Annotated in this window: 18 protein-coding genes and 3 tRNA genes; 11 read left to right on the top strand and 10 right to left on the bottom strand. The window is 69.5% G+C overall.

Annotation, left to right across the window (positions count from 1 at the left end):
* The first annotated feature begins 135 nt into the window (after positions 1-135).
* The 4 genes from RF646_RS01625 to asd are packed head-to-tail and all read left to right on the top strand — an operon-like array spanning position 136 to position 3,239.
* The gene (locus tag RF646_RS01625; RefSeq protein WP_098055932.1) at positions 136-954 is read left to right on the top strand and encodes a thymidylate synthase; all 819 of its coding nucleotides are present in this window, start codon (positions 136-138) and stop codon (positions 952-954) included.
* The gene (locus RF646_RS01630) at positions 951-1,697 is read left to right on the top strand and encodes a dihydrofolate reductase (protein ID WP_368835027.1); all 747 of its coding nucleotides are present in this window, start codon (positions 951-953) and stop codon (positions 1,695-1,697) included. Before RF646_RS01625 ends, RF646_RS01630 begins: the two co-directional genes overlap by 4 nt.
* A 33-nt stretch (positions 1,698-1,730) precedes the next feature.
* Positions 1,731-2,075, top strand: a complete 345-nt coding sequence (locus RF646_RS01635) for a GNAT family N-acetyltransferase (RefSeq protein ID WP_082943131.1) — start codon at positions 1,731-1,733, stop codon at positions 2,073-2,075.
* 27 nt (positions 2,076-2,102) lie between these two features.
* Positions 2,103-3,239, top strand: a complete 1,137-nt coding sequence (gene asd / locus RF646_RS01640) for an aspartate-semialdehyde dehydrogenase (RefSeq protein ID WP_368835028.1) — start codon at positions 2,103-2,105, stop codon at positions 3,237-3,239.
* Between the two features lie 67 nt (positions 3,240-3,306).
* Here asd and RF646_RS01645 read toward each other — a convergent pair whose 3' ends face one another.
* The 6 genes from RF646_RS01645 to RF646_RS01670 form a co-directional block, all read right to left on the bottom strand.
* Complete coding sequence (locus RF646_RS01645) at positions 3,307-3,714, bottom strand: PGPGW domain-containing protein (protein WP_368835029.1); 408 nt, start codon at positions 3,712-3,714, stop codon at positions 3,307-3,309.
* A gap of 178 nt (positions 3,715-3,892) precedes the next feature.
* Entirely contained in the window at positions 3,893-5,026 is a 1,134-nt protein-coding gene (locus tag RF646_RS01650; RefSeq protein WP_368835030.1) for a UDP-N-acetylmuramate dehydrogenase, read from the bottom strand.
* A gap of 11 nt (positions 5,027-5,037) precedes the next feature.
* Positions 5,038-5,520 carry a MaoC family dehydratase gene (locus tag RF646_RS01655; RefSeq protein WP_098055971.1) on the bottom strand — a complete coding sequence of 161 codons (483 nt, stop codon included), beginning with the start codon at positions 5,518-5,520 and terminating at the stop codon, positions 5,038-5,040.
* On the bottom strand, positions 5,517-5,966 hold the full coding sequence (locus RF646_RS01660; RefSeq protein WP_368835031.1) for a MaoC family dehydratase N-terminal domain-containing protein: 450 nt from the start codon (positions 5,964-5,966) through the stop codon (positions 5,517-5,519). Before RF646_RS01660 ends, RF646_RS01655 begins: the two co-directional genes overlap by 4 nt.
* Positions 5,967-6,388: 422 nt before the next feature.
* Positions 6,389-6,462, bottom strand: a tRNA-Met gene (locus tag RF646_RS01665).
* Positions 6,463-6,515: 53 nt separating this feature from the next.
* A tRNA-Thr gene (locus RF646_RS01670) sits at positions 6,516-6,587 on the bottom strand.
* Between the two features lie 85 nt (positions 6,588-6,672).
* On the opposite strand from RF646_RS01670, the gene RF646_RS01675 reads away from it, so the two are divergent.
* From RF646_RS01675 to RF646_RS01685, 3 genes are all read left to right on the top strand, one after another.
* Complete coding sequence (locus RF646_RS01675) at positions 6,673-6,948, top strand: hypothetical protein (RefSeq protein ID WP_368835032.1); 276 nt, start codon at positions 6,673-6,675, stop codon at positions 6,946-6,948.
* A gap of 35 nt (positions 6,949-6,983) precedes the next feature.
* Entirely contained in the window at positions 6,984-7,229 is a 246-nt protein-coding gene (locus tag RF646_RS01680; protein WP_368835033.1) for a hypothetical protein, read from the top strand.
* A 153-nt stretch (positions 7,230-7,382) separates the two neighbouring features.
* Positions 7,383-8,024, top strand: a complete 642-nt coding sequence (locus RF646_RS01685) for a hypothetical protein (RefSeq protein ID WP_368835034.1) — start codon at positions 7,383-7,385, stop codon at positions 8,022-8,024.
* A gap of 241 nt (positions 8,025-8,265) precedes the next feature.
* Here RF646_RS01685 and RF646_RS01690 read toward each other — a convergent pair whose 3' ends face one another.
* Both RF646_RS01690 and RF646_RS01695 read right to left on the bottom strand, forming a co-directional pair.
* Entirely contained in the window at positions 8,266-10,200 is a 1,935-nt protein-coding gene (locus RF646_RS01690) for a DEAD/DEAH box helicase (protein WP_240505763.1), read from the bottom strand.
* A gap of 471 nt (positions 10,201-10,671) precedes the next feature.
* A complete protein-coding gene (locus tag RF646_RS01695; RefSeq protein WP_368835035.1) occupies positions 10,672-12,414 on the bottom strand; it encodes a DUF2079 domain-containing protein in 1,743 nt (580 codons plus the stop codon).
* A gap of 103 nt (positions 12,415-12,517) precedes the next feature.
* Between RF646_RS01695 and RF646_RS01700 the strand changes: the two genes are divergently transcribed.
* Together RF646_RS01700 and RF646_RS01705 are read left to right on the top strand one after the other, a co-directional pair.
* Complete coding sequence (locus tag RF646_RS01700) at positions 12,518-13,516, top strand: DNA-3-methyladenine glycosylase (protein WP_144931511.1); 999 nt, start codon at positions 12,518-12,520, stop codon at positions 13,514-13,516.
* Between the two features lie 192 nt (positions 13,517-13,708).
* Positions 13,709-14,422: a VIT family protein gene (locus RF646_RS01705; RefSeq protein ID WP_098055985.1), complete on the top strand. Its 714-nt coding sequence runs from the start codon at positions 13,709-13,711 to the stop codon at positions 14,420-14,422.
* 217 nt (positions 14,423-14,639) lie between these two features.
* Here RF646_RS01705 and RF646_RS01710 read toward each other — a convergent pair whose 3' ends face one another.
* Positions 14,640-15,038 carry a co-chaperone YbbN gene (locus RF646_RS01710; RefSeq protein ID WP_064846723.1) on the bottom strand — a complete coding sequence of 133 codons (399 nt, stop codon included), beginning with the start codon at positions 15,036-15,038 and terminating at the stop codon, positions 14,640-14,642.
* A 115-nt stretch (positions 15,039-15,153) separates the two neighbouring features.
* Here RF646_RS01710 and RF646_RS01715 point away from each other — a divergent pair, with 115 nt between their 5' ends.
* Positions 15,154-16,194, top strand: a complete 1,041-nt coding sequence (locus RF646_RS01715; protein WP_368835036.1) for an LLM class flavin-dependent oxidoreductase — start codon at positions 15,154-15,156, stop codon at positions 16,192-16,194.
* Positions 16,195-16,492: 298 nt separating this feature from the next.
* Here RF646_RS01715 and RF646_RS01720 read toward each other — a convergent pair.
* Positions 16,493-16,574 (bottom strand) — tRNA-Tyr (locus tag RF646_RS01720).
* A 268-nt stretch (positions 16,575-16,842) separates the two neighbouring features.
* Between RF646_RS01720 and RF646_RS01725 the strand changes: the two genes are divergently transcribed.
* On the top strand, positions 16,843-17,334 hold the full coding sequence (locus tag RF646_RS01725; RefSeq protein ID WP_035960096.1) for a YajQ family cyclic di-GMP-binding protein: 492 nt from the start codon (positions 16,843-16,845) through the stop codon (positions 17,332-17,334).
* The last annotated feature ends 172 nt before the right edge of the window (positions 17,335-17,506 follow it).

Raw genomic sequence — 17,506 nt, forward strand, 5'->3', positions numbered from 1 at the left:
CCACCCCGACCGCCGGGCCCCCGGCCCGCGTTCATGCCCACGCCGACGCCGCTGTCCCCACCCGGGCGCGCCCCGACCGTTCGTGAGGTGCGCGCCGCGCGGAGGCCGCCGCAGCGGCGTCGTGAGAGGAGACCCATGCCCATCCCCACTCCCTACGAGGACCTCCTGCGGGACGTGCTCGAGAACGGGACCCCCAAGACGGACCGCACCGGCACGGGGACGCTGTCGGTGTTCGGACGCCAGATCCGCTACGACCTGGGCGGCTCCTTCCCCCTGCTGACCACCAAGCGCGTGCACTTCCGCTCGGTGGCGCTCGAACTGCTGTGGTTCCTCTCTGGCTCCTCCAACGTGCGCTGGCTGCAGGAGCGCGGGGTGAGCATCTGGGACGAGTGGGCGGACGAGAACGGGGACCTGGGGCCCGTCTACGGCGTGCAGTGGCGCAGCTGGCCCGCCGGACACGGGGAGACGATCGACCAGATTGCCCGCGTGGTCGAGTCCATCCGCACCACTCCGGACTCGCGCCGGCACATGGTCACCGCGTGGAACCCCGCGGAGGTGGACCGGATGGCGCTACCCCCGTGCCACGCGCTATTCCAGTTCTACGTGCAGCCGCGCGAGGACGGTCCGGACGCCCTGAGCTGCCAGCTGTACCAGCGTTCGGCGGACCTGTTCCTGGGCGTGCCGTTCAACATCGCGTCCTACGCACTGCTCACCGTGATGGTCGCGCAGCAGTGCGATCTGGTCCCGGGTGAGTTCGTGTGGACCGGGGGTGACTGCCACATCTACTCCAACCATTTGGAGCAGGTGCGCACCCAGCTCGCGCGTGAGCCCTACCCGTACCCCCGGTTGCAGTTGCGCCGGCACCCGGAGTCGATCTTCGACTACGAGTTCGAGGACTTCGAGGTGCTCGACTACCAGCACCACCCCGGTATCAAGGCCCCGGTGGCGGTATGAACGGGGACGTCGTGAACGGGCAAGGCTCGGACGCACTCGCCGCGATCGTGGCTCCCGCAAAGGGTGAGCGGCGCCCGAACGGCGGGAGCAACGTCGCCGTGGGCGGGATCTGGGCGCAGTCCCCGGACGGCGTGATCGGGGCGGACGGCAGCATCCCGTGGCACGTGCCCGAGGACCTGAGGTTCTTCTCCCGCACCACCGTGGGGCACCCGGTGATCATGGGTCGGCGCACGTGGGAGTCCTTCCCGGAGCGTTTCCGGCCCCTGCCGGGGCGGCCCAACATCGTGATCACCTCCCGTCCGGACTCGGTGCCCGCGGACGGTTCGCGGGTGTGGGCCGTGGACTCATACGACGCCGCCGTGGCCCTCGCGCTGCGCCTGCTGCCCCCGGCCCCCGGCGCCGATGACGCCGCGCCCGCCGGGACCTCGTCGCGCACCGACGCTGCCTCCTCGGACGGGCCATCGCTCGTGCCGGGGACCGCGCGCGAGATCTGGGTGATCGGCGGCCCGGGGGTGTGGCGCGAGGCCGCGGCGTACGCTCCGCTGCCCCTGACCCGGGCGCTCGTGACCACCATCGAGCTGGACGTCACCGGCGACACCCACGCCCCACACCTCGACGACGAGTGGGCGCGGCGCGAGGTCGCGGACTGGGCCGAGTCCGCCCAGGGGGTCCGTTACCGGATCGACGAATACACGCGCGGTGCCGCGACCGGGACCGTGACCAGGGGCGATGGGATAGCGTGATGGGACACACAGCTCGAGATGGAGGTCCCCGCCGTGACGACTGAACCCACACCGCAGATCAACAACAGCCCGGACCTGAAGGTGGTCCCCAACCACGACGCTTCACGTTACGAATTGTGGGACGGGGAGCAGTACATCGGGTTCCTGGGCGTCGAGGTGCTCGAGGACGGCACCGTGGACCTGCAGCACACGATCATCTCGGAGGCCTTCGGCCGCCGCGGATACGCGCGGACACTGGTCACGCGCGTGCTGGACGACTACCGGCAGCGCGGCCTCAAGGTCCGGGTCACGTGCAGTTACATCCAGGACTACATGCGTCGCTTCCCGTCCTACCGGGAGCTGCTGGCCACCACCCCGGACCCGCGGACTCGGGGCTGAACACGGTGCCTCGTTAGACTGGGGTGCATGACTTCACAACCCGCCGCCGTAGGTTTCATCGGATGGCGCGGCATGGTGGGCTCCGTGCTCATGGACCGCCTGCGCGCCGAGAACGATTTCGCCCAGCTTGATCCCGTGTTCTTCTCCACCTCCAATGCGGGGGGTCCGGCCCCCTCGGTCGGGAGCGCCGGGGATCCTGGTGTGCTGCAGGACGCCCACGATCTCGAGGCACTCTCCAAGTTGCCTATCCTGGTCACGACCCAAGGCGGGGACTACACCAAGGCCGTGCACAGTGAGCTGCGCAAGAACGGCTGGGACGGCATCTGGATCGACGCCGCCTCCACGCTGCGCATGAAAGACGACGCCGTGATCGTGCTGGACCCCGTCAACCGGGACGTCATCGACGCCGCCCTGGACCGCGGCGTCAAGGACTTCGTGGGAGGCAACTGCACCGTCTCGTGCATGCTCATGGGGCTGGGCGGGCTGTTCCGCAACGAGCTCGTGGAATGGGCCACGTCCATGACGTACCAGGCCGCTTCCGGCGGCGGTGCGCGCCACATGCGCGAGGTCATCCAGCAGTTCGGGGACATCCACGCGAGCGTCGCCGACCCGTTGGCGGATCCCGCCTCCGCGATCCTGGAGATCGACCGCGCCGTGCTCGCCAAGCAGCGCGGCGGTGAGCTGGACACCACCCAGTTCGGGGTCCCGCTGTCCGGGTCCCTGATCCCCTGGATCGACGCCGATCTGGGTAACGGCCAGTCCCGCGAGGAGTGGAAGGCCGAGGCGGAGACCAACAAGATCCTGGGCCGCTCCGGGGACCGGACCATCCCGGTGGACGGGTTGTGCGTGCGGATCGCCGCGATGCGTTCCCACTCCCAGGCGCTGACCGTCAAGCTGCGCGAGGAGGTCCCCGTCGCGGAGATCGAGCGCTTGCTGGACGCGGACAACGAATGGGCCACCGTGGTGCCCAACACCAAGGAGGACTCCATGCGGGACCTCACGCCGGTGGCCGCCTCCGGGTCCCTGCAGATCCCGGTGGGTCGTATCCGCACCATGTCCATGGGTCCGCAGTACATCTCCGCGTTCACCGTGGGCGACCAGTTGCTGTGGGGCGCGGCGGAGCCCGTGCGGCGCATGCTCAAGATCGCCACGGGAACCCTCTGATCATGAGGTTCTGATCCGGGCGTTTCGGTGCGCGCGTTGATCCGCGCGTTCGGTGGGGTTCCCGGACCTAGCGAGGATCATCAGGGGTCGTGGCCCGCATGTGCCGCGGCCCCTGCACCATGGTGTGGGGCCTATCCCGGGCACGCCGGTAGCGCCACTGCGCCATGATGTTGGCCCACCACCGCCACGCACGCAGCGCGACTTGCTTGATCCGCTGATTCAGCCGGTGGGCCCATTCGAACTCGGTGCTCCAGATCCCCAGCCCCAGGAAGATCGCAAGCCACCCGGGCCCGGGCGTCACGAGCATCACAATCCCCGCGAGCACGAACACCCCGCCGAGCACGATCACGGTGGCCTTGTGCAGGACCCGCAGCACGGGGTGGCGCTCGGACAACGCGCGCAGCCGCAGCACCGCCCGGTGCACCCGGCCCCCGCGTTCGCCGCGCTCGATCTCCTCGTGCAACTCGGAACTCATGCGCGCGTCCCACTCAGGTGGTGCGACGCGCCGACGCAACCTGCCCCGCGTGTCCCGTTAGTGCGGGGCGTACTGCCGGCCCAGCTCAGCTCGCGCGTCCCGCACATGCGGTGCGCCGTGCCGACGCCGCTCGCCCCGATCATCACGACTGTTCCGTTCGTCCCATGGGTCGCGCTCGTCAGAGCGACAGCCCGATCAGCACGGGCTCGGGGGCCAGTCGTACGCCGAAGACCTGTTCCACGCCGCGCTGTACCGTGCTTGCGACGGCGGCGACGTCCTCCCCGGACGCGGTGCCCCGGTTCGTCATGGCCAGCGTGTGCTTGCCGGACAGCGCCGCGCGTCCTCCGGCGACCTCCCCGCCGTCCAGGTCCAACAGCTCGTTTCGGGTGCCCAGCAGCCCGAATCCCTTGCCGAAACCGGCGTGGTCGATCAACCATGCCGCGGAGAATTTCACCGCGCCGGGAACCTCCTGTCCCGTGGCGTCCAGGACCGGGTAGCGGGGGGCGTCCGCGGGGATCCGATCCGTGAGTTCGTCCTCCGGGACCACCGGATTGGTGAAGAAGGACCCAGTGCTGAACGTGTCCCTGTCCTCGGGGTCCAGGACCATGCCCTTGCCCGCTCGCAGTCGCAGCACGGTGTCCCTCACGGTCGCGAGCGGTGCGCTCTGGCCCGTCTCGACCCCGAGAGCGGCGGCCAACTGGGCGTAGCGCACGGGCATCGACTGCTCCTGCCTGCGCAGGCGGAACGTCACGGACAACACCACGTAGCGCGGTGAACCGTGAGTCATGCTGCGCTTGAGCAGGGAGTCACGGTAGGAGAATTCCAGGTCCGCGAAACCGAACGTGAGCTCCTTCCGGGCTTCCCGGTCCCACACCCGCACCCGCACGATGTACTGGGAGACCTCCGCGCCGTACGCGCCCACGTTCTGCACGGGCGTGGCACCCGTGGTGCCCGGGATCCCGGCCAGGGTCTCCAGACCGGCCAGCCCGCGCTGCACCGTCTCCCGAACGGTGTCCTCCCACGGCTCTCCCGCGGCGACGTCCACGAGCGCCGTCTCCGAGTCGCGGTCGGCCGAGCCGTCCTCGTCCGTGACCGTGATCCCGCGCGTGGCCACGTGCACCACGGTTCCTGCGAACGGCTCATCGGAGGCGAGGATGTTGGAGCCGCCGCCCACGATCAACACGCGCTCACCGGCGTCATCGGCGTGGGAGACCGCGTCGACGAGTTCCGCTTCCGTGGTCACCTCCAAGACCTTCTCGGCGGGGCCCCCCACGGCCGTGGTCGTGAGGTGGGACAGGCGTGCTGCGTTCATGAGGCACCACTCTAGTGCGGGAACTGCACAACCGCCTGAGCCTTGACGAGCACCTTGAGCTCCTTGGCCTCGGCCGGATCCGTGTCCGGTTCGGAGAGGTCCGGAGCGGTCACGGTCAGGTCCACGCGCACCGTACGCGCCTCGGGATCCACGACTCCGATCACCCCGCTCACGGTCAGCGCGGTGCCCGGGACCACGCGGTCCTCGAACGCGTTGGGGACCACCACGGGCTTGCTGAACCGGGTCTGGTAGTCCACCACGGCGCCGGGGTCGCCGGCCCACTCGGTCACCAGCGCCACGGCCGCACCCATGGTGAACATCCCGTGGGCGATCACGTTGGGCAAGCCCACGCCCTGCGCGAAGTCCTGGTTCCAGTGGATCGGGTTGAAGTCACCAGACGCGCCCGCATAACGCACCAGGTCCGCGCGCGAGACCTCCACGCGGCGCTCCCCGATGGATTGACCCTTCTCGAGCTCGTCGAACGTGATGTTCACTGGTCCTCCCCGCGTACCAACAACGACGACACGGTGGTCGCCACCTTCTCCCCCGACACCGTGGTGATCTCCACGCGAGAGGTCACCATGGCCCCGGATCCCAGGGGACGCACGTTGTCCACCGTGACCGCGGCGATCAGCTCGTCCCCGGCGACCACTGGGCGGTGATGCGTGAACCGCTGGTCCGCGTGCACTACGCGCGAGAAGTCGATCCCGGCCTCGGGATCGTTGACCAGGGCGGTGTCGGCCCGCTGGGACACAATGATCGCGAAGGTGGGCGGGGCCACGAGGTCCGCGTACCCGGCAGCGCGCGCCGCGGCGACGTCGTGGTGGGCGGCGTCCGTGGCGTGGACGGCGCTCGCGAACTCGCGGATCTTCTCGCGGCCCACGAGGTACGGGGGGATGGACGGGTAGGTCCTGCCCACCACGTCGGCGGATATGGCCATGACTCTCCTCGATCGCTGGGAAGAATTTCTCCCAGAGTACTGGGCGAGCGGGCCCGCACGAACTACCGGGGCCGTGCACGCGCTCGTCCAGCCGCGCCCTTCTCGGTGGGTCGCTGTGCCAGCGTTGATCCGCTACCCGACATGGTGCCTCGCCCCTCCGACGTCCGATTGTGCCCGCCCGCCCCGGAGGCTGCTCCGGAGTGCGGCGCCCTGTTCCTCGAGTGGAACAGGGCCAAACGGCCGCGAGGTGAATCGGGCTCCTCCGCGAGTCGACCTGACGGACGGGTGGCTCAGCAATCGGCGAGGAGGTCGCCCGTTCCCGGACTGCTCAGCAGCGGGTGGTGCGGGACCGGCTGTCCCGGAGCAATTGTGCCCGGGGATGACGAAGGCGCCGCTCCCCGAGGGGAACGGCGCCTGAACGGTAGCGGTGGACGGGCTCGATCCGTCGACCTCACGATTATGAGTCGTGCGCTCTAACCAGCTGAGCTACACCGCCACGTCATGGATGAAACCCACGGTTCACAAGGAGCCGCAGGTTCTCATCATGAGAGCCCCGACCGGGAATCGATCCCGGGACCTCCATCTTACCAAGATGGCGCTCTACCACTGAGCTATCGGGGCAACGCGGAATACTCTAACAGGAGATGAGCGGGTCGCAAAAACGAGCACCTCACCCCATAAGCCGCGCCGATTCACCCGCCACGGTGTGCTCCTTGATGAGCCAGCAGGCCTCGGGGGCATCCTCCCGACCGACCGCTTCCACGAGCTCATGGTCAGCAACGTGTGGGCCAGGTCCTTCGCGGGCACCGAGATCGCGCGCCGCAAGGCGTGGGGCGGGCGCGACGACCTGCGGGTCGCGTACGACACCGCGAGCCCCACGTCCATGTGCAACATCGGCCAGCACGATCCGGAACCCATCCTGCGGCCGCCGGCGAGCGGCACGGGGCGAGCATCCGGTTCGGCACCGAACTGCTCGAACTGACCCAGGACGGCCGCCGGGTTTCCACGATCGATCTGGTGGGCCGCGGGCGGTTCACCCTGCTGACCGGAATCGGCGGGGCGCCGTGGCGCGAGGCCGTTGTCGTCGGCGAGGAACTGGGTCTGCAGATCGCCGTCCACGGCATCGGTGCGGGACAGGACCTCGCGGATCCCACCGCCGAACTGCGCGCCGCGCTGCACAGCATCCTGGGCACCCCCGCAAGGGATGCACCCTACGCCCAGAACGCCCCCGCCCGGGGCGAACTGCTCACGGAAGGAGCCTGATCATGGCCCTGGGACTGTTGGTCATGAGCCCGACCCTGGGGCTGTAGCTCTTCGGCTGAGGCACGAGAACCACCACTGCAGCATCACCGAGGCGGAGCTCGCGCACCGCGTCACGAGTGACCCCGAGAAGTGGGGACCAAGGCGGGCCCGCCCATGGCTGCGGACCGCGCCGGGATCTCGTCCGCACCGATCGTGGACGGGCACACGTACCTGGTCGATTGCGGACGCGCCTGCGTGACCCAGTCCCACAAGGCCGGGCTGAGCTTCGCGTCCCTGCGGGGGATCTTCCTAACCCACCTGCATGCCGATCCCGTGGCCGACTACTTCAACTACTTCATGATGGCGTCCACGACGGGCCGAAAGAACGGGGACGTTATCCCCGGCCAGCTCGCGGTGTATGGTCCCGGGCCCGCGGGCGGTCTGCCGGAACCGTTCGGGGGTCGGCCGGTGGGGATCGTGAGCCCGGAGGAACCCACACCGGGCACCACGTCCATGACCGCGCACCTGCTGCGGGTGTTCGCCTACACGAACAACATCTTCATGCGGGGCGAGGACGTCCGGGACTACGACTCGCTCGTGGCCGTCAACGAGATCATGCCCCCGCACTCCGCCCACGTGATGGTTGAGGACATGGGACCCGTGGTGCAGGCCTCCCATGTGGACCACCTGGTGCTCTCGCACATCGAGAACACGGGCGGCACCATCGATCCCGTGGAGTGGCACCGGCTGGCCAGCCGCGGCTACGACGGCGCGGTGACCGTGGGGCAGGACCTGCAGATCATCACGGTGGCCTGAGCCGCACGCGTCAGCGCACCTCACACCTCACGGGAACATGAGAAGCAGAAAAGGGCCGTGGCCGGGACGATCGTCCCGGCCACGGCCCTTTGTGCTGTCACTCACCGGCCGCGCCGATGACCGACCACGTCAGCGACCATCCCGGCTGAGCCGGTCCTGCTCAGTCGGCCGGCTCAGTGGCTCGCAGCGAACCGGCGAATCCGCGAGTCAGCGGCTCACGGTGAGGCAGTGAACCGACGAATCAGCGACCCGAGTAGCCGCCGTTGTCCGGGCGGTTCTTCCGACGTGGCCGGTCCTGCTGGTAGGACCCGCCACGGGAACGGCCGCCGCCGCGATCATCGCGGTAACCGCCACGATCCTCGCGGTACCCACCGCGATCCTGGTAGCCGCCCCGGTCCTCACGGTATCCCCCGCGGTCACCACGGTCGCCGCGGTAGCCCCCGCGGTCGTTGCGCGGGCCCCGATCCTCGCGGTACCCGCCCCGGTCGTTGCGGGGTCCACGGTCACGGTCACCGCCGCGGAAGGGCTTGCCCCCGCGCGCGCCACCGGGTCCGCGATCCTCCTGGATCCGGATGGGCGAACCGTTGATCTGGGTGTTGGCCAGCTTGTCGAGGGTTCCCGCGGGGAGGTTCTCGGGCAGACCCACGAGCGTGAACGTGGGGCGGATGTCGATCGCACCGATCTGCGAACCGTTGAGACCGCCCTCGTGCGTGAGGGCACCCACCACGGCGCCGGGGACTACCCGATCGCGGTGCCCCACGGCCAGCTTGTAGGTCTTCATCCCGGCCTCGTCCCCCGGGGAACGGCGATTGCGGGGGCCGTCGCCGTCACGGCGCTCGCGGTCCCGCTTGCGCTGCGGCAGCTCGGGCAGGTCCTCCAGGAGGAACGGGCGGCCGTTCTGGGCGATCACGGCGAGCGCAGCGGCGACCTCGACGGCGTCGACGTCGTGCTCGGACTCGTATTGCTTCACGAGCTCACGGAACAGCGAGAGGTCCTCGGAGTCGATGGTCTCCTCGATCTGCTGCGCGAAGTTCTCCTTGCGGGTCTGGTTGACCTCGTCCGTGGAGGGCACGCGCATCTGTTCGACGGGTTGGCGGGTGGCCTTCTCGATCGCGCGCAGCAGGTACTTCTCGCGCGGGGTCATGAACAGGATGGCCTCACCCTTACGCCCCGCGCGGCCGGTGCGGCCGATGCGGTGCACGTAGGACTCGGTGTCGTGGGGGATGTCGTAGTTGACCACCAGGGAGATCCGCTCGACGTCCAGACCGCGGGCTGCAACGTCCGTGGCCACGAGGATGTCGATCTTGCCGTCGCGCAGCGAGTCCACGGTGCGCTCGCGCAGGTTCTGTGGGATGTCACCGTTGATCGCGGCGGCGGTGTAGCCGCGGGCCTTGAGCTTGTCCGCGATCTCCTCCGTGGCGGCCTTGGTACGCACGAAGACGATCACGCCGTCGTAGTCCTCGACCTCGAGCACGCGGGTCATGGCGTCCAGCTTGTGCGGGCCCATGACCTGCATGTACCGCTGCCGGGTGTTGCTGCCCGTGGTGGTCTTGGCCTTGACCGTGATCTCCTGGGGGTCGTGCAGGTACTGCTGCGCGATCCGGCGGATGGCCTTGGGCATAGTGGCGGAGAACAGAGCCACCTGCTTCTCCTTGGGGGTCTGCGCCAGGATCTTCTCGACGTCCTCGGAGAAGCCCATGCGCAGCATCTCGTCCGCCTCGTCCAACACCACGTACGCGATGTCGTCCAGGTTGAGCGAGCCCTTGGCCAGGTGGTCGATCACGCGCCCCGGGGTTCCCACGACCACCTGCGCGCCGCGCTTGAGGCCCGCGAGCTGCGGACCGTACGAGGAGCCGCCGTACACGGGCAGCACGGTGAAGTCGTCCAGGTGGGTCGCGTAGGAGCCGAAGGCCTCGGCGACCTGCAGCGCGAGTTCGCGGGTCGGCGCGAGCACCAGCACGCGCGTGCTGCGCTGCGGGCCGTGCAGGTCGGACAGCTCCGCGAGCTTGGACAGTGCGGGCACGGCGAACGCGGCGGTCTTGCCCGTACCGGTCTGCGCGAGCCCGACGACGTCGCGGCCGCTCAGCAGCGCGGGAATCGTCGCGGCCTGGATGGGCGAGGGGTACTCGTAGCCCACCTCGTCCAGTGCCGCCAGCACGCGCGCGTCCACGCCCAGTTCGGCGAACGTGGGCGGGTTCGGTTCGGACTTCTCAACGTCGGCGGGCTTCTCCGTGGAGCCGTTCTCGGCGCGCTTCTCGGCAGAGTCGTTCTCGACGGGCTGCTCGGCCGGCTCGGCGGCGTCGTCGTCCCGGGCGGTCTGCTCGGCTTCGGAAGGCTGGTCGGCGGGCTCGGTTGCCTCGCCGCTGTCGGTGCGCTGCGCGTCGACGACGACGTCGTGGTTGTCGGGGGCGTCGGTCACGGCGGGAGCGGCGTCGTGCTCGGGGGTCTCGTTGTGGGGATTTTCGTTCTGGGACAGGGAGTCAGTGGACACGGAAGAACCTCGCTTCGGTGGAATGGAGTGATTGTCACCGGTGCGCGCGGTACTACCGCTGAAGTCCTGGACCGACATGCCCGCTACGGCGAAACGGTTACGACAGACAAGAAACCGGGATGATAAACCACTAGCCTACCGCACGGCCGGGCCATGTCAGGCCGATCTGCGGGCCACCACGATGTTCGCCTCGTCACTCACGACCGTGTAGTCGACCCCGTACATGTCCCGCGCGTAGCCCGTGACGTCCGCTGGTGGCTCGCCGCTCCACGTCCCGCCGAGCCGGTCCACGACCACGTACTCGGGGGCGGGATCGTCCCCGTTGCCGATCCAGTGCACGCGGGTGGTGCTCACGAGCCCGTTCATGAGCGAGAGGTCCGTGGCCACGCTCGCCCCGTGCGGGATGCGCTCCACCGCGGCGGCCTTGGCGTCCTGACGCGGATCGGGTTGCCATGCCTCGGCGGTGGCCAGTTGCGCGAGCGGTTGCTGGGTGCCCACCGCGAGCGCGACGACCAGCGCCGCCCACGGGGCCGCGCGCGCCATGGTGCGCAGCACCGCACCCTCGCCGGGGAGGAACGGTAAGCGGTCACGGGTGAGGCGTCCGTTCGTAACCCCGCTCCCGGCATGATCCCCCGCGGTTCCTCGGCGCGCCGGGCCGTCTCGGACGACGACGTCGCTCCCCGCCTTCCGCGCGCGATCCGCATCGTTGCGGAGCCGATCGATGGCGTCCACGAGCGCCACGAAGACCACAGGCATCAACACCGCGCTGTAGTGCCACCCCGGCCCCCAGTAGCCGTGGTTGGGGGACAGCATGCGCCACGCGAGCGTGGGCAGCGCCACCAGCGCGAGGGGTGAGCGCACCGCCACCACGGCGCCGATCAGCAGCAGGAGCAGCCACGTGACAAGCTTCTCAACCGGGACGACCTGCAACACGACCACGGAGGTGGGATCGCGCAGCAGAAGTGCCAGGTCGATCTTGTCCGAGTACGCGAACTCCCCCGCGGGGTTGAGCGCGGGCAGGATCACCCCCACCGCGAGCGCGGAGGCCAGGATGCCCCACACCATGAGTGCTGCGCCCCACCGCGCGGCCGGATCCCGCAGGACCGCTCTCGCGGGATCCGCCGATGTCTGTGCGGCGCCGCGGTCCCCATCCTGGCGGGCATCCGCGGTGACACCATCCTCAGTCCCGTGCACGGCACTGCGCCCTGCGCCGCGGTGGGTGTAGGCGCGGAACTCGGCCCAGCGGCGTCGTACCGCACGGCTCCACCCACGCGCGAACGGGACCAGCGCGTGACCGAGCATGAGCGCCCCGATCACCGCGACCGTAACCCCCAGGTCTTCCTTGACGAGGGCCACGGGCACGCTCCACAGGGCGGCCGCGCGCCACCGCCGTTCCCGCAATGCGCATAAACCGAGCGCGAGCAGCGGCACGGCGAGCGCGATCTCGTGAAACTGCACCGCGACCGCGTTCTGCAGTCCGAAGCTCGCCGCGTACGCCACGCCGATCGCGACGGCCGGGGCGGGGCGCAGGACATGCAGGGCACACCGCGTGACGACGGCGGCGGAGCTCCCGAAGAGGACGTCCTGCAGGATCATGAGGGTGAGCGCGGAGGGGAGCACGGCGTAGATCGGTGCCAGGACGATCAGCAGCGGGTGGAAGTGATCCCCCAGGAGATTGAACCCGTGGCCCTTGATGTCCACGATCGGTGCGTGTCCGGAGGCGTACGCGGAGAGCAGCTGCGTGAAGATCGCGTTGTCCCACGAGGGGACGTCCCAGCGGATCCACTGGCTCCAGGAGAACGCGCAGTACACCGCGGTCGTGAACGCTCCCACGAGGACGGGTAGCAACCATGCGGGACGAGTCTGCCCGGGGTCGGCCGATGCGGGGGAACGGGCCACGGTCCTCCCTCCGGGGTGCCTGTGCCGGGCGGCGGGGTTGTCGGACCCAGTATGCCAGCCGGGTGCGCGCGAGGGTGTCGGAGACCCGTGGCATCATCTGCGCATGACCACCACGGTGCGGACAGCGCGAGTCACCGGTTCGGGGGACTCCCCCGCCCGGTTGCGCTGGACGCCACCCGGGCCCGTGCACCTGGGCCAGACCCTGCGGGTGCTCGGGCGCGGTGCGGACGATCCCACGGTGCGCATCCTGAACGAGGACTGCGTGTGGATCACCACGCGCTCGAGCGGGTTGCCGGTGAGTGCGCGGTTCTCCCGCCCACCTCGCGTCGCGGGTGAGAACCCCCTGGACCGGGACGTCGTCGTGGACGCGTGGGGTCCGGGCGCGCAGCAGTGGTTGCCGTCCGCGCCCCGGTGGGTGGGCCACGACGATTCGTGGGAGGAGTTCGAGTCCTCGGCGGGTTTTGCGCAGTTGCCGCACCGGCTCGTCAGGGCGCGCCACGACCACCCGGGGATGCGCTTGCCGGCCACGGGCACCGTCCTGGACCGCGCCGTCGTCTCCATCCTGGAACAGCGCGTCACGGCGATCGAGGCCGTGCGGGCGTACCGGGCGCTGCTGCGCTGGATCGGTGAGGAGGCACCCGGACCCGCTCCGCGCGGGATGCGGGTGCCGCCCACGGCCGAGCAGTGGCGCAGGGTGCCGTCCTGGCAGTGGCACCGGGCGGGCGTGGACCCCGCCCGTTCCGCGACGGTCATGCGCACGGTGCAGCGGGCGTCGGCCCTGGAGCGCCTTGGCCGGGAGCCGGATCCGGCGCGGGTGCGGGCCGCAGTGCAATCGATCAGCGGGATCGGTGTGTGGACGGCCGCGGAGATCACCCAGTGCACCCACGCAGACCCGGACGGCGTGAGCGTGCGGGACTTCCACCTGGCCGACTACGTGTGCTGGTTCTTCGACGGCGCCCCCGGATCGGACGAGCGCATGCTCGAACTGCTCGAACCGTGGCGAGGTCACCGGCAGCGGGTCGTGCGGCTCATCAAGGCCAGTGGGCACCGCAAACCCGCGTTCGGACCCCGCCTCACACCCCAGGATCATCGTCACCACTGACGGGGTTTGATGGGCCCGCCCCTGGATCGGCGCCGCCGCGGCGAACGGGCTACTCCAGAGCGGAGTCGCCCCAAAGAGCGGGCGGGGCATGATGTCGCGTGCCGCGCGTGCTGCTCTCCCGCGGATGACAGCCCGACTGAGGTTTGGCTTGCCTGCCTGGCGGGGTTTTCATTTGCGACGCAAACTATCTGCATGGCACAGCACACCGCGGTGGAACCGCACGCGACCAAGTCCGGGGAGAAAATGAACAAGCTGCGCGCCGGGGTCCTGGGCGCGAACGACGGCATCGTGTCCGTGGCCGCGACCGTCGTCGGCGTGGCCGGGGCCACCGCGGCCACGACGCCCGTGCTCGTGGCCGGTTCGGCCGCCGTGATCGGCGGCGCACTGTCCATGGCGCTGGGCGAGTACGTGTCCGTGTCGAGTCAGAAGGATTCGCAGGAAGCTCTCATCGAGAAGGAGAAGTGGGAGCTACAGGCCATGCCGGAGGCCGAGCTCGACGAACTCACGCAGATCTACCGGGATCGCGGGTTGAGCGAGACCACGGCCCGACAGGTCGCGGTGGAACTGTCCGAGAAGGACGTGTTGCGTGCCCACCTGGATGCCGAACTCGGGATTGACCCGGATGACATTCCCAGCCCGTGGGGTGCCGCGATCTCCTCCGCGGTGGCGTTCCTGCTGGGTTCATTGTTGCCGCTGCTGGCCATCCTGCTCCCGCCCGCCCCATGGCGGATCCCCGTCACGTTCGTGGCCGTGCTCGTGGCGCTCGCGCTCACAGGGACGCTCGGTGCCCGGTTGGGTGACACCCCGCACGTGGCCCGTGCCGCGACCCGCGTGGTGGTGGGCGGTGCGCTGGCCCTGGGTGCGACCTTCCTCATCGGTTCCCTGCTGGGGGTTTCCGCGGCGTGACGGGCCGCAGGAAGAACGACTGACGGGCGGCGGGGTCCCACATCCCGCCGGACAAGCGGCCCGGGCATTCAGACCGGATATACGGAGAGGGCGACTCCTTCGGGAGCCGCCCTCCGTGTTTCATGGGCGTGTGCCGTGTGGCGCGGGCATCACATCATCTGTGTATGACGAGAAGTGCGCGCCACTACCGGGTCTACATACGCCGTGGAACTCAGGATCAGTTCTGCTGATCCCCCGCGGCGCCGGTCTCCGCCTCGGCGGCCTGCTTCTCGACCTCCGCGCGGACCTCGTTCATGTCCAGGTTCTTGACGGCGTCGATGACCTGCTCGAGCGAGGATGCGGGAAGCGCGCCGGGCTGCGAGAACACCATGATGCCCTCGCGGAACGCCATGAGCGTGGGGATCGAGGAGATCTGGGCGGCGGCGGCCAGGCCCTGCTCGGCCTCGGTGTCCACCTTGCCGAATACGATCTCGGGGTTGTTCTCGGAGGCGGCCTCGTAGGTGGGTGCGAACTGCTTGCACGGTCCGCACCAGTCCGCCCACCAGTCCAGCAACACGATGTCGTTGTCAGAAATGGTCTGGCCCAGGGTGTCCTGGGTGATGTCTACAGTAGCCATGAAACCAGCGTAGGACTCCGTTCCGCCGGGCTCCAGAACGTTCACTGCGGGCTCAAGGAACGCCCTGGGCGCCGCGCCGTCGGCATTCCCGAGAATCACCCGTGAGGAGCCACCCGTGACCTTCAGACTCGGTATCGCCACGTGGGGGGAACGCGCTCCCCACCCCGACACGGGTGAGCTTCCCAGTCCGCGGGAGGGGTTCCTGCAGCTCATCGAGTTGGCCCGCACCGCGGACCGGGTGGGCCTGGACATCGTGGCCGTCGGTGAGGGCCACGGGGCGGAGCACGTCAACCCGGATCCGTTGCAGCTGCTGGCCGCCCTGAGCTCCCATGCCCCGCGCGTCACCCTGTGCGCTGCCGCCTCCGTCCTGACCACCGTGGATCCCGTGCGCGTGGCCGAGCAGTTGCGCAGCCTGGGCACGGTCTCCGGTGGCCGCGCCGAGCTCGTGGCCGGCCAGGGCGGGACCGACCGGGATCTGCGGCTGTTCGGTGTGGATCCGCTCGACCAGGAGCAGATCTTCGAGGAACGCCTGGACCAGCTGCTCGAGCTGCTCGCCCCCGGCCCCACCGATCTCGCGGGCGTCCACCGTCCCGAGGCCGCGGGCGTCACCCTGCCACCGCCCGTGGGCGGGACGCGCGAGACGGTGTGGGCGGCGTCGTCGGGCTCGCCGCGTTCGGTGCTGCGGGCCGCGGGACACGGGATCGGCGTGATGCTCAACGTCATGGAAGGCCGCTGGGACCAGCTCGTGCCGTACGTCAAGGCGTACCGGGAGGCGCTGCGCGGCTTCAGGCACTCCACGCGCGGCGCGGTGGGCCTGCTGCTGCCGGGCCTCGTGGTGTCCGACGACGACGACGCCCGCTCCCCCGACGCCCTCACCCTCGCCTATCCACACTTCGCCGCCAGCACGAGAACCTTCGGCGCCGCAAGCGCCGACGACCCCGCGTGGACACCGGAGGAGTTCCGCGAACAGTGCGGGCCGGAGGGTGCGCTGCTCGTGGGCGGTGTGAGCGACGTCGTCACCAAGCTGCGGGCCATGCGCGAGACGTTGGAGCTGGATCGGGTGCTCGTGCGCGTGGACGTGAACGGCCTGCCCCACGACGCGGCGCTGCGGACCGTGGAACTGCTCGGTCGAGAGGTCCTCCCGGCGCTGCGCTGAGCCCACCCGCGCTGCTCGGAACTCCCGCACCTGCCACCCACCCCGCTGCCCACATCCATGGGCTCCGCCCCGACACATCACGCCCCATCCTGCGGCTTTTACTGAGCTAAAGCAGAAATGGGCGCCCTCAGCTGCTTGTGCTCCACTAGGAATTCGATGCGGTCGGCACGGAGGGCGGATGAGCCGCGGAGCTTGGCAAGGAAGTCGCGACTGCAGCAGGGCCCTGGGACGAAAGAAGGGGCTCCCCGGATCATGTCATCCGGGGAGCCCCTTCGGGATGATCGCTCATCCCCGTGGGTGGCAGGTGAGGGATTCGAACCCCCGTAGGCAGTGCCAGCTGATTTACAGTCAGCCCCCTTTGGCCGCTCGGGTAACCTGCCGAGAGCGCACAGAGCGCATTGCACCCCCGCCGTGCGGGAGCACCTCAACATTACACAGCACACCCCCCGTCCCCCAAATCAGCGCGGGTGCCCCCCACAACCCCTGAACGGCCGGGAGCGTGACATCGGTGCCCCCACGCGGGTGATCGCGAACTGCGCGGGGAGCCCGATCACCACCGATCCGCCCGGTTCCGGCACGAATGCGCTCATCGCGGGCAATTAGGCTGGTGGGTGACATCACGCACCCAACACACCCAGGAGGACAACCGTGGCTTCGGAATCATCATTCGACGTGGTCAGCAAGGTCGACAAGCAGGAAGTGTCCAACGCCCTGAACCAGGCCCAGAAGGAAGTGGCCCAGCGCTACGACTTCCGCGGGGTGGGCGCGGATATCGACTTCTCCGGCGAGAAGATCCTGATCAAGGCTAATTCGGAGGAGCGTGCCCAGGCCGTCCTGGACGTCTTCCAGTCCAAGCTGGTCAAGCGCGGGATCTCCCTGAAGTCCCTGGACGACGGCGAGCCCTACGCCTCCGGCAAGGAGTACCGCATCGAGTGCTCTATCAAGGAGGGCATCGCCCAGGACCAGGCCAAGAAGATCACCAAGCTCATCCGTGACGAGGGCCCCAAGGGTGTCAAGGCCACCATCCAGGGTGATGAACTGCGCGTCTCGTCCAAGTCCCGTGACGACCTGCAGGACGTGATCGCGCTGCTCAAGGGATCGGACGTGGAGGTCGACCTGCAGTTCGTGAACTACCGCTGACGTGACCCGGCCCCGGCGCTGCGCCAGCACCGCGTCGGCCCCACGCCCGTCACACGCCGGTCCGCATCCGCAGACCAGGAAGCCGTGAGCCCCGAGCGGGGATCACGGCTTCTTCCGTACGGGGTTCGCCCCCCCCGGGCACGACGGCGGACACGCGGGCCGCAGTCGTGGG

The organism is Kocuria sp. CPCC 205261, from assembly GCF_040981025.1.
GTDB lineage: Bacteria > Actinomycetota > Actinomycetes > Actinomycetales > Micrococcaceae > Kocuria > Kocuria marina.